This window comes from Sandaracinaceae bacterium (assembly GCA_020633055.1).
In the GTDB taxonomy this organism is placed as follows: domain Bacteria; phylum Myxococcota_A; class Polyangia; order Polyangiales; family Houyiibacteriaceae; genus JADJJE01.
This window is the reverse complement of record JACKEJ010000004.1, coordinates 666,581-678,882: the sequence shown is the minus strand read 5'-3', so window position 1 is coordinate 678,882 and position 12,302 is coordinate 666,581. Positions and strand designations below refer to the sequence as shown.

The following is a 12,302-nucleotide window of genomic DNA, read 5'->3' as shown; positions in this document are numbered from 1 at the left end:
AGGGACGACTGTATCAGTCGCGGCCAGGAAGCGCATTGCGCCACGCACCCACGGGCACCCTCACGTGCCGGAACCCCGGCAGCACCAGCTCGTTCACGGCGGCGCGGGCCACGCGCACACAGTCGGCGTGGCTCGGCAGCCCATGATCGGGGACTCCCGCACTTGGCAGGAAGGCGTCTGGGCGCTCCCACAGCGGCACGTTGGCGTCCAGCAGGCGTGGCACGCAGCGGGCGAGCGCTGCGCGGGTCTCGTCCGACACGGCCGGAGAGGCCAAGTGTGCCCACCCGAGGCGTGCGTGGTCCACCTCCTCACGCAGGTGCGCCCGATGCGCGGCGACGGCGATGGGGGCCGTGGCGAGGGCCAGGCTGTGCTCCAGGTACGCCGTGGCCATGGTCTCGTTGATGCAGCACAGGCCGGCGATGTGCAACGCCACCTCCAGGTGCTCGTCGTCGAAGCCGAACGACGGGAGCGCGAACGGCACGGGGGGCACGTCCACCCGTCTGCCTGCGTAAACGTTGGCCAGATGCAGGCACAGCTCGGCGTGACGCTGCTCCTCGGTGGCGGAGCGCGCCACCATGGCCAGCACGGTGGCGTCGGCGTCGAGCACGCGCAGGCGTGGTAGCAGCGCCTCGAACGAGTAGGAGACCTGCAGCTCGGAAGTGACCCTGCGTGTCCAGTGCTGCGCGATGGTCTGACGCAGCGCGTCCGACAGGGCGTCCACGCTGGGGTCGCTGCGGGGCAAGCCGTGGGCGGACACGGCGCCTGTGGCGCGCACGGGGCGCGTCACAGGATGTGGTAGCAGGGTGGGAACGGGCGCTCCGAGCCCGGCGGGCACGCGTCCATGCGGCTGGCGTGCGTGTCCGGCGTGGTCGTCACGGGGCGTGGGCGCGCGCGCATGGTGGGCGCCGCGACGCGCTCGTCCGTCGCCACATCCCCACCGACGGCGTCGCGGCTCGCCTCGGCGGTCGTGCCATCTCCTCGGGCGGGTTCGTCTGCACCAGGTGCCTCAGCGCTCGGCGTGTTGCCTGCCGGCGGCGCGGAGGCGCTCGCTGCGCCCGCGCCGGGTTCGGCCTGCGCGGCGGCAGCGGGGGTACCGTCGGAGCCCTCCACGGGTGCGCCGTCGTCGGCTTCCGGCGCCGATGACGTGACGGAAGGCGCTGTCACGCTCCCGGACGCTGGCCCCGCACCACCTCGCCCGTCGCAGGCCGAAAGCGACGCGCCCACGACGACGACGGTATGGAACAAGCGCGACACGGAGCGGGCCATGGTGCCGTCCAGCATAGTGCACCACGCGCGTCCAGCGAAAGCCCGAGCGCGTCCCGAGGTGTGCTGCCGTCGGTCGGCCGGGCATACGTGCCCAGCACGTGTGGGCGGCGCGCGCGTCTGGTAGAACGGAGCGATGTCGCGTCACTGCATGCTCCTGCTGGCCACGTTCGGGTTCGTCGTGGGCGGCCTCGCCGGTTGCGGAGCGAGCGCGGGCGCGGGCGACGTGGCGCACCGGGGCACCTCGGGTGATGCCCCCGAGCGTTCGGGCTGCGACGAGCCGTGCGAGGGTGCCGACTGCACGGAGCCTGACTGCGCCGACCGCGACCATCCGCGCGACGTCGTGGACCCCAACGATCCCAGTCTCGAGATCGACCCGCAGATCTGTCAGGTCGACGCGGACTGCTTGGTCGGGACGCCGCGGGACTGCTGCACCGGCTTCTGTCCCGAGCATGCCGTCGCCTGGAGCCATGAGGCCTGGCTGCGCTACCAGGAGGAGTGCGCCGTCGAAGAGTGCGTGGTCATGGAGACACTCGCGTGCCAACCCGACGAAGGAGGACCGCCGCCCACGGCGCGCTGCGTCGCGGAGCGTTGCGTGTTGCGGTAGGCGCGGGGTCGACCGTGGGTCACGGTGCCGGGGACTGGTCGCGTGCCGGCCGTCATCCTCGCCCCTCGCCCGCGCCCCTCGCGTCAACGCGGCGCGGGCCGCGGCGCGAGCATGGGGTGCTCCGGGCGTTCGCCCAGCCTCACGCGGCCGGCGTACTCGTAGTTCTCCAGCGTGGCCGCGATGCGATCAGCGGGGCGTGGCAGACGGAGGAGGCACGCTCCCGTCTGGCTCTCCGCGAGCCCTGCGCCGCTGGCGCTTGTCTTCGTACATGCGGCGGTCCGCCACGCGCATGGCCAGCGCGATGCCGCCGCGCTGCTCCGTCAACGCGGCCCCGAGCGAGAACGAGAGCGGCCGGCCGCGATGCAGCTCGTTGTGGCGCGCGAGCTCGTCCCCCAAGAGCTCCACCTTCGCGGCCAGACCCGCCTCGTCCGTGCCCGGCACCAGCAGCGCGAACTCGTCGCCTCCCAGACGTGTGGGGACGTCCTCTGGCGCGGACATGGCGCGCAGCACCACGGCCACGCGCTTGATCAGCTGATCGCCCGCCTCGTGCCCGTAGGTGTCGTTCACGGCCTTGAGGCCGTCGATGTCCATCAGGACGACCCCGACCATCTGGCCGCTCGCTTCGAGGCTCGACCGGACGGACTCGAGGTGGGTCCGGTTGAACAGCCCCGTCAGCCCGTCGTGCGTGCTCGCGTGGCGCAGGTCGGCCTCCAACGCCCGTCGCCGGGTCACGTCGCGCACGATGGCGATGGTCAGCTTGCCGATGGACGTGTCCACTGGGCTCAGGCTGATCTCCACAGGCACCAGCTCGCCGTTCTGGCGGACGGGGGCGAGGGTGTCGAGGTCGCTCATGGAGCGCGTCCGGCCCACGCGCTCGTATCGCTCGCGCTTCTGCACGTGCTGCTGCCGCGCTTCGACGGGCACCAGCCGCTCCACGGGCAAGCCGATCAGCGCGGCGCGCTCGTATCCGAAGAGCCGCTCGATGACCAAACGAAGACCTTCGCGGTGCACGGGCCGCCCAAATCGGCGTGGCCCACAGAACAAACCCGCCCACCCCGGGTTGCCCCTTCGGAGACCCCGCGCGCGCCATGCTGGCGCAGCCCTCCGCTTCCCTCCACAGGTCGCGCCCTGCCGGTGTGGATTGCATGGCCACCCGCGCGCGTGAGAGGCTCCCGACCCCTATGGAGGACTTCCTGCAGACGGTGCTCAGCTTCCCGACGGTGATCTACACCACGGGCCTCGGCATCGTGCTCGTCTACTGGCTCACGGTCATCCTGGGCGCCCTGGACATCGACGTGTTCGGCGTGGACGGCGACCTCGACTGGGACGTGGACGTCGGCGCCGACGGCGTGGGCGACGTGGCGGACGGCGCGGACGTCGGCGATGCAGGCGATGCGGCCGACGGGGGAGACGCAGGCGGCGAAGGGGAGGGCAGCGCCTCGGGCCTGGCGGCCATCCTGACCGTGCTGCGCCTGCGGCACGCGCCCCTGACCGTGACCCTGACGGTGGTGCTCCTGGCCGGGTGGGTCTGTGCCTATGTCGGCGCCCGTGTCCTGCTGCCCCTGCTGCCCGTCCCCGCGTGGCTCGGTGCGCTGCTCGTGGCGCTGCTGGCGTTCGTGCTGGCGCTGCCCGTGGCGTCGCTGCTCACGCGCCCACTCGGGCCGCTGTTCGTGGTGCACCAGGGGCGCAGCAAGCAGAGCTACGTGGGCACCACGTGCACCATCCGTACGGGGCGCGTGGACGCGCGCGACGGCCAGGCCATCATCGACGAGGACGGAACCAGCCTGCTCGTGCGGGTGCGCTGCGACGACGAAGGCGCGCTCAAGCGCGGCGACGCGGCGCTGATCATCGGGTACCACGCCGAGGCGGACGTGTACGACGTCGAGCCCCTGCGCGCGGTGCTCCCACAATCGGACGGGCACCCGTCCGATTCCTGAAATGAAGCCTTCGGGGTGCCGGTTTGCCCTTCATCGAGCAGGCCGCGCCACGTCCGAGGGGATGAGGCCGCGAGGCCCGCGACAGAACGGAGACAGTGATGAGCGAGAAGATGCTGGTGGTGGGCGGCGTGGTGGCGGTGGGCAGTGTCCTGGTCATCGCCCTGGGCGCCATGTTCGCGAAGATGTACCGCAAGGTCGACCAGGGTCGCGCGCTGATCATCAACGGGCTGCGCGGTGAGCCGAAGGTCACGTTCACTGGCGGGCTGATCATCCCCGTGATCACGCGCGCCGAGGTGATGGACATCTCCGTCAAGACGATCGAGATCGACCGCCGCGGCAAGGAGGGCCTGATCTGCCGCGACAACATCCGCGCGGACATCAAGGTCAACTTCTTCGTGCGCGTGAACAAGACCGTCAACGACGTGCTCAAGGTCGCGCAGGCCATCGGCTGCTCGCGCGCGTCCGACCAGGCGACCATCGAGGACCTCTTCAACGCCAAGTTCTCGGAGGCGCTCAAGACGGTCGGCAAGCGGCTCGACTTCGAGGACCTCTACAACAAGCGCGAGGAGTTCCGCGACCAGATCGTGAACGTCATCGGGCAGGACCTGAACGGCTTCGTGCTGGAGGACGCCGCGATCGACTTCCTCGAGCAGACCCCGCTCGAGCACCTCGACCCGCACAACATCCTGGACGCCCAGGGCATCCGGAAGATCACGGAGATGACCGCGGTGCAGAACGTGCACACGAACCAGCTGCGCCAGAAGGAGCGCATGGAGATGGGCCGCCAGGACCTCACGGCGGACGAGGCCGTGTTCCAGTTCGAGCAGCAGCGGGCCGACGCCGAGGCGCGCAAGAACAAGGAGATCGACATCGCCCAGGCGCGTGAGCAGAACGCTGCGCAGCGCGTGAAGGACGCCGAGATGAAGGAGACGATGGTCCTCCGCAAGAAGCACGAGGAGGAGATCGCCGTGGCCGAGGAGGCCAAGCTGCGCGCGGCCGAGGTGGCCGTGAAGAACCGCGAGCGCGAGATCGGCGTCGAGACCGAGCGCGTGGAGAAGGCGCGCGTGCTCGAGGCCATCAGCCGCGAGCGCGAGACGGAGCTCGGTCGCATCGAGAAGGACCGCGAGCTCGAGGTGAAGAAGCGCGAGATCGCCGAGGTGGTGCGCGGCCGCGTGGCCGTGGACAAGACCGTCGCCGAGGAGGAGGAGCGCATCAAGGACCTGCGCGTGGTCGCCGAGGCGAAGCGCGTGAAGGACGCCACCGTCATCCACGCCGAGGCGCAGGCCGAGGAGTCGTACGTGACGCAGATCAAGGCCGCCGAGGCCGCCGAGGTGGCCGCAAAGCACACGGCGCGCCAGACGCTGGTCAACGCCGAGGCGGCGCTCGAGGCCGCCGACAAGCAGGCCCGCGCCAAGATGCGCATGGCGGAAGGCGAGCAGGCCGCGGTGGCCGCCCAGGGCCTGGCCGAGGTGCGCGTGCGCGAGGCCAACGCCGCCGCGATCGAGAAGGAGGGCGTGGCCCAGGCGCACGTCATCCGGCAGCGGCTCGAGGCCGAGGCCGCCGGTGAAGAGCAGAAGGGCTTGTCCGCGGCGCGCGTGAAGGAAGCGGCGGCGGCGGCCCTCGAGAAGGAAGGCTTGGCCAGCGTGCACGTGCGCGAGGCCGACGCGGTGGCTGTGGAGAAGCTCGGCTTGGCCGAGGCGCAGGCCATCGAGAAGAAGCTGGTGGCCGAGGCCGCCGGCTTGGCCGAGAAGGCCACCGCGATGAAGGCGCTCGACGGCGTAGGCCGCGAGCACGAGGAGTTCCGCCTGCGCCTCGACAAGGAGCGCGAGGTGGAGCTGGCGCAGATCGCCGTGCGGCAACACGTCGCGCAGGCGCAGGCCGAGGTCTTGGCGCAGGCCATGGCGCAGGCCAAGATCAACATCGTGGGTGGTGACGGCGAGTTCTTCGACCGCTTCGTCAAGGCCGTGACGCTGGGCCAGAGCGCGGACGCGTTCGTGGACGGGTCGAGCTCGGTCAAGACGCTGCTGAAGGACTACCTCGACGGCGACAAGAGCCTGGTGGCCGACGTGAAGGACGTGCTCAGCGCGCCCCGCGTGGGCAGCGAGGACCTCAAGAACCTCGGCGTGACCGCGCTCCTGGCGCGGCTCGCGCAGGGGGGTGACACCGAGAAGGCGGCCAAGCTGAAGCAGCTGTTGGCCGAGGCCCGCAAGCTCGGCCTGGACTGAGCCCACCATGGCCAACGACGGAACGGCAGCGTCCGCTGCGCCCGGTGCCCCCGATCCGAATGGGGGCGTGGACGCCGAAGCGCAGAGCGGCGCGGACTACGAGGTCATCCGCAGGCGGCTCCTCTCCCAGGGGGTCGCGCTGCGGGAGCGCCTCGACGGGCTGAACCAACGGCGCGTCGAGACCTTCGGCAGCTCGGCCCTCGAGGTGCTCGGGCAGGTGCGGGTGCGCACGGAGCACGCGTGCGTGCCGCGCGACATCGTCCAGGTGCGCGGGCGCTTGCTGTTCGGTTACGCCGTCGAGTTCCAGCTCAAGGAGCAGGTGGACGTGCAGCACGTGCTCTCGCTGCACCGCTTCGAGCACGTGAACGGGGACTACGACCTCGGGCACGTGCCGGCCGGGGGCGAGGACGCGCAGCTGCTCGAGGACCCACGCTTCGTCGCCGACTTCAACGAGCTGTTTCGCTACTACCGCGACGCCAAGCTGATCCAGCTGCGACGCACCGCCGGCAAGCTGCTGGCGGTGGTGCAGACGGGCGCGACCACGCGCGACGTGAAGGTGCTGCGCTGGAGCATCGAGCCCGACGGGTCGGTGCGCTACGTGGACAACCGCGGCGACCGCGACCACGTCTTCCCCGAGCCCTACGACTTCAAGTGGGTGCTGGCGGGGCGTGACGCGCAGGTCACGGGCACGCACCCGCACCTGAACATCCTCGACACGCTCTTCGTGGAGACACTGGGCGGGGACCTGACGATCAAGGTCGAGAACAACACGAGCACCGGCCGGGGCATCTACAGCGAGCCCGTCGACGACGTGAATCAGACGCTGGACGACGGTGAATTCCGCTACGCCAAGGTGGGGGACCTGATCCTGCTGCGCGTCCACCCGTTCCGCGAGGAGAAGCCGCGCTACCTGGTGTACGACCCGCGCGCGCAGCGGGTGGTACGCCTGGACGCCATCGGGCAGGCGTGCCGTCAGCTGCCCGAGGGGCACGGCATCGTGTTCCCGGGCGGCTACTACCTGCAGACGGGGGACTACAAGGTCTTCGACGCGCAGCCCGCCGGGATGGAGCTGAAGACCTCGGTGCGGGCCCCAAACGGCGAGGACGTGCTCTACGTGTTCCACGAGCGCGTCAGCGGGCGCTACGCGCTCTTGCCCTACAACCTCATCCGCAAGGAGATGCAGACGCCCATCCAGTGCCACGGCTACAGCATCTTCGACGACGGCGAGATGATCGTCTTCCGCTCCGAGAGCGCGGAGCCGTCGCGCGTGCACCCGATGCAGGTGTGGCGGACGCCGTTCTGTTCCGCGGAGGTCGCCGCGGCGGCGCCCACGGACGGCTCGCTCATGGCGCGCATCGGCAACGCCGAGCTGGTGCGCGGGCTCTCGGACGCCTACGCCATCGGGCGGCTGACGGAGACCGCCGAGCCGCAGCGGCACACGTTCGAGGACCTGATCCGCGCCGTCGACCGCGCGCTCGACGCGTACTTCTGGCTGGACGAGGCCGAGGTGGCGTTGCGTCGCCCGCTGATCGAGCTGCGGGCCACGGCCGACAGCATCGTCGGCGAGTTCGAGAAGGTGCTGGCGCTGCGCGACCGCGCCAAGGCGGCTCTGGATGAAGCGCGCGGGCAGCAGGTGGCCCTGCTCGATGCGGCGCGCAGCGAGCAGGGGAGCGTGGCCGCGTACATGCAGACCCTCTCGTCGCTGCGGCGTCACCAAGGGCGCCTGGTGGCCCTCGAGGACCTGCGCTTCATGGACCTGGGCCGTGTGGCGGGCTTGCGCGAGGAGGCCAAGCAGGCCTTCGAGCAGGTCAGCGAGACCTGCGTGCACTTCCTGACCGGGGACCAGGCGCTGCGCCCCATCGCCCAGGAGCTGACCGAGATCGAGGCCCAGGTGGCGGACGTCACCCGTGTGACGGAGATGGTCCCGCTGGACGCGCGGCTGGTGGAGGTCAGCGAGGGGCTCACGGTCATCAGCGAGGTGGTGGCCGGGCTGAGCGTGGACGACGCCACGGTGCGCACGCGCATCCTCGAGGCCATCAGCGCCGTGCTCGGGCAGCAGAACCGCGTGCGTGCGGTGGCCCAGGCGCGCCGCAAGTCGCTGGCTGCGGCCGAGGGCAAGGCCGAGTTCGCCGCGCAGTTCCAGCTGCTGTCGCAGTCGGTGGCCAGCGCGCTGGCGGCGGCCGAGACCCCAGAGGGCTGCGACACCGAGCTGACGCGCCTGATGGTGCAGGTGGAGGAGCTCGAGGCGCGCTTCAGCGAGCTGGACGAGTTCCTGTCCGACATCGCCGAGAAGCGCGAGGAGATCCAGAGCGCGTTCGACGCCAAGAAGCAGCGCCTGCTGGATGAGCGCAACCGCCGCGTCCAGAACCTGGTGGGGGCCGCCGAGCGCATCCTGACGGGCGTGCGCCGGCGCGCGGCCAGCTTCGGCGAGACCGAGGGGCTCGAGGCCTACTTCGCGGCCGACCCCATGCTGCTGAAGCTGCGCGAGATCGCCGACAAGCTGCGCGCGCTGGGCGGCGCGGTGCACGCGGACGAGGTGGAGAGCAAGACCAAGTCGGCGCGGCAGGACGCGCTGCGCGGGCTGCGCGACAAGCTGGACCTGTTCGGTAGCGGGGGCGACCTCATCCGCTTCGGACGGCACGAATTCAGCGTCAACGACCAGCCCTTCGAGCTGAGCCTGGTGCCGCGCGCGGGAGGCCTCAGCTTCCATGTGGCGGGCACGGACTACTTCACGCAGGCCGAGCACCCGCAGCTGGAGGCGCTAAGGCCGCTGTTCGAGCAGAGCCTGGTGAGCGAGAGCCCCGAGGTCTACCGCGGCGAGTACCTGGCCGCGACGCTGCTGTTCGAGGCCGAGGAGCCCAGCACGCTGGGGGCCGAGCCCACGGGCGGCGAGGGCGCGCTGACGCTCGCGGCGCTGCACGCGGCCCAGCGCGAGCCGGGCGGGCTGCTGGCGCTGGTGCAGGCGCGCGCGCGCGACCGCTACGACGAGGGCTACGAGCGCGGCGTGCACGACGCCGACGCGGCCGCGATCCTCGAGCGACTCCTCACGCTACTCGAGTCCGCTGGTCCGCTGCGCTTCGCGGGGGAGGCGCGCGCAGCGGCCATGCTCTTCTGGGGGCACCGCGTGGGCGCCGCCGAGGGCGACGACTGGCAGCGGCGCGCGCGCAGCCTCGGGCGGCTGCGTGAGCGCTTTGGCGAGGGGCGCGCCTTCGCCGAGCTGGCCGACGAGCTGGGGCAGCGCATCGCCGAGATGCTGGCCACCTCGGGCCTCGCCAAGACCGCGGCGCGGCTCGCGGCGCCTGGGCTCGCCGCCGAAGCGGGGGCCTACCTGGCCGAGATCCTGCGCGCCCCGCAGACGCGCTTCATCGTCTCCGCGGAGGCGGCCAAGCTGCGCGAACGTCTGCAGCAGCGCCTGGACCTGGACGGCACGCGACGCGACCTGGACGAGGAGCTGAGCGGGCTGAGCCACCAGCTGCCAGCGCAACACGGCGTCGCGCTGGCGTGGCTCACGGCCTTTGGGCGCACGCTGGACGCGCCCCCGCCCGAGCCCGTGCTGCACGAGGCGGCCGCGCTGTGGCTGAGCGAGAGCGTCATCAACCACGAGGCCTCGGCGGCGCTGCTGCAGGCCGACGCGACCGACCTGCTGGGGCAGCACCCGCGCATCGTGGACCGCCGCCTTGGCCTGCGCGTGGACGAGCTGCTGCCGCGCCTGCGCCGCTACCAACGCGAACAGGTGCCCGCCTTCCGCGCGCTGCGCGCCCTGCGCCACGAGCTCATCAACGCCGAGGCCGCGCGCCTGCGCCTCGAGGAGCTGCGGCCGCGCGTGATGACGTCCTTCGTGCGCAACCGGCTGATCGACGAGGTCTACCTGCCCATGGTGGGCGACAACCTCGCGAAGCAGATGGGCGCGGCGGGGGCCACCAAGCGCACCGACCTGATGGGCCTCTTGCTGCTCGTCTCTCCTCCGGGCTACGGCAAGACCACGCTCATGGAGTACGTGGCCAGCCGGCTGGGTCTCGCCTTCGTCAAGGTCAACGGGCCGTCGCTGGGGCACCAGGTGCTGTCGCTGGACCCGGCCGAGGCCCCCAACGCCACGGCGCGCCAGGAGGTGGAGAAGATCAACCTGGCGTTCGAGATGGGCAACAACGTGATGCTCTACCTCGACGACATCCAGCACACGCACCCCGAGCTGCTGCAGAAGTTCATCTCGCTGTGCGACGGGCAGCGGCGCATCGAGGGTGTGTTCCGTGGGCGCACGCGCACGTACGACCTGCGCGGCAAGAAGCTCGCCGTGGTGATGGCGGGCAACCCCTACACGGAGAGCGGCGAGAAGTTCCAGATCCCGGACATGCTCGCGAACCGCGCCGACACCTACAACCTGGGCGACGTGCTGAGCGGGCGCGAGGAGGCCTTCGCGCTCAGCTACATCGAGAACGCGCTCACCTCGAACGCGGTGCTCGCGCCGCTGGCCGGGCGCGACCCGAAGGACCTGCGCGCGCTGGTGCGCATGGCGCGCGGCGAGACCGTGCCCAGCAGCGAGCTCAGCCACCCCTACAGCGCGGCCGAGCTCAACGCGATCACCGCGGTGTTGCGTCACCTCTTCACCGCGCGCGACGTGCTCCTGCGCGTCAACGCCGAGTACGTGCGCTCGGCCAGCCAAGCGGACGCCTACCGCACCGAGCCGCCCTTCAAGCTGCAGGGCAGCTACCGCAACATGAACAAGATCGCGGAGAAGGTGGTGGCGGCCATGAACGCGGACGAGCTGCAGACGCTGGTCGACGATCACTACCGCGGCGAGGCCCAGACGCTGACCACGGGCGCCGAGCAGAACCTACTCAAGCTGGCCGAGCTGCGCGGGAGGCTGAGCGCCGCGGAGGCGCAGCGCTGGGCGGAGATCAAGGGCGAATTCCGGCGCCAGAAGACGATGGGCGGCGCGGACGAGGACCCGGTCACCCGCCTGACGGGTACGCTGAGCGGGCTGGGCTTGGAGCTGGCCGCCATCCGCGACGCCGTCCTGGGGCGCGCCGTGGGGCCTCACGACTGACCAGCCCGGAGCACGCGAGGGGTTCACGCGCGCGCTCGTTTCCGCCATGCTCGGGGACCCACCCCACGAAAGGTCACATCATGGATATCTCGTCGATCAAGGGCACCCTCGTCACGCAGCTCAAGGCCCAGGCCGGGCTCAGCGAAGAGCAGGCCAAGCAGGCCGCCGACGTGGTGGAGAACCTCCTGAAGGAGCACGGTCCCAAGCTGCTCGCCAGCGTGAAGGACGTTCTCCCGGAGGGCGTCGCGGGCGCGCTGGGCGGCCTGTTCGGCGGTAAGTGACGCCACACGTGCCCAGGGCTCGCGTTCGCTAGGCGACTCTTTGGGCCGACCGTGACGACGCGTGGGTGCTCACCGGAAGGAGGGCGCCCACTCGCGCTTCCAGCGCTCGAGCAGGTGGCGGTCGTCCCGATCCCACGGATGGAAGTTCGGGCGCAGGTAGTCGAACCAGCCGGGCAGCACCTTGCGCGACAGCCCCGGCGAGACGAGCAGGAAGCGCAGCAGCTGTGCGTGGTTCTTCAGGCTGAAGAACGTCCCGTCTTTGGCCATGAGGTAGTAGGTGGTGGCGAGCGTGGTGGCGGAGAACATGAACGACACCACCAGGTACGTGCGGATGCGGCGCACGTAGCTGCCGTCCACCGTCATGTACACGTCGAAGGCCACGGCCTTGTGCTCGGCCTCCTCCGCCGCGTGCCAGCGCCACATCGTCGCGTGCGACTCCGGGACGCCCTCGCTCATGAGCTCGTTGCCCAGCAGCTGCTCCGCCATCATGGCCGTGAAGTGCTCGAGCGCGCAGGTGATGGCCAGCTGCACCTCGGGCGGCGCCACCTTGCGCACACGCGCCATGCGCCGCTGGGCGTGCGCCGTGACCGCGCTCACCGCGAAGCCATCCGCGTCCGCCCGCGCGTTGTAGCGCTCGTGCACCTGCCCGTGCTGCGCCTCCTGCCCGATGAAGGCGCGCACCTCGGCCTGCAGCTCGGGGTCCTTGATCTGGTCGCGGTAGTGCCGCACCGAGTCGATGAACATGCGCTCCCCGTCCGGGAACACGGCCGAGAGCGCGTACGCGAAGGCGGTCACGCCGGGCATGCCGTTGTACCAGTACTTCTCGCCGCGCTCCTCGGTGTCCACGTCGACGCGGCGGATGACGATACGCGGACGCTCGGCGCGGTCCGCGACGGGGGACGTGGGGCTCGGAGCAGGGGCGATGCGGCGGGCTGCGACGGACAT

Annotated in this window: 9 protein-coding genes; 5 read left to right on the top strand and 4 right to left on the bottom strand. The window is 71.0% G+C overall.

The window, feature by feature from the left end:
- Positions 1–13 precede the first annotated feature (13 nt).
- Both H6726_02725 and H6726_02720 read right to left on the bottom strand, forming a co-directional pair.
- Complete coding sequence (locus H6726_02725) at positions 14–775, bottom strand: hypothetical protein (protein MCB9656538.1); 762 nt, start codon at positions 773–775, stop codon at positions 14–16.
- An 8-nt stretch (positions 776–783) separates the two neighbouring features.
- Positions 784–1,266 carry a hypothetical protein gene (locus H6726_02720; GenBank protein ID MCB9656537.1) on the bottom strand — a complete coding sequence of 161 codons (483 nt, stop codon included), beginning with the start codon at positions 1,264–1,266 and terminating at the stop codon, positions 784–786.
- A gap of 133 nt (positions 1,267–1,399) precedes the next feature.
- On the opposite strand from H6726_02720, the gene H6726_02715 reads away from it, so the two are divergent.
- Positions 1,400–1,870, top strand: coding sequence for a hypothetical protein (locus H6726_02715; protein MCB9656536.1), 471 nt, complete (start codon positions 1,400–1,402; stop codon positions 1,868–1,870).
- A gap of 186 nt (positions 1,871–2,056) precedes the next feature.
- Here H6726_02715 and H6726_02710 read toward each other — a convergent pair whose 3' ends face one another.
- Positions 2,057–2,881, bottom strand: coding sequence for a diguanylate cyclase (locus tag H6726_02710; GenBank protein ID MCB9656535.1), 825 nt, complete (start codon positions 2,879–2,881; stop codon positions 2,057–2,059).
- A 134-nt stretch (positions 2,882–3,015) separates the two neighbouring features.
- Between H6726_02710 and H6726_02705 the strand changes: the two genes are divergently transcribed.
- The 4 genes from H6726_02705 (at position 3,016) to H6726_02690 (ending at position 11,357) form a co-directional block, all read left to right on the top strand.
- Entirely contained in the window at positions 3,016–3,807 is a 792-nt protein-coding gene (locus H6726_02705; protein ID MCB9656534.1) for a DUF1449 family protein, read from the top strand.
- 110 nt (positions 3,808–3,917) lie between these two features.
- On the top strand, positions 3,918–6,032 hold the full coding sequence (locus H6726_02700) for a hypothetical protein (protein ID MCB9656533.1): 2,115 nt from the start codon (positions 3,918–3,920) through the stop codon (positions 6,030–6,032).
- Between the two features lie 7 nt (positions 6,033–6,039).
- Entirely contained in the window at positions 6,040–11,076 is a 5,037-nt protein-coding gene (locus tag H6726_02695; protein MCB9656532.1) for a DNA repair ATPase, read from the top strand.
- Between the two features lie 80 nt (positions 11,077–11,156).
- Positions 11,157–11,357 carry a hypothetical protein gene (locus tag H6726_02690; GenBank protein ID MCB9656531.1) on the top strand — a complete coding sequence of 67 codons (201 nt, stop codon included), beginning with the start codon at positions 11,157–11,159 and terminating at the stop codon, positions 11,355–11,357.
- Between the two features lie 69 nt (positions 11,358–11,426).
- On the opposite strand, the gene H6726_02685 is transcribed toward H6726_02690, so the two are convergent.
- On the bottom strand, positions 11,427–12,302 hold the full coding sequence (locus H6726_02685; GenBank protein ID MCB9656530.1) for a metal-dependent hydrolase: 876 nt from the start codon (positions 12,300–12,302) through the stop codon (positions 11,427–11,429).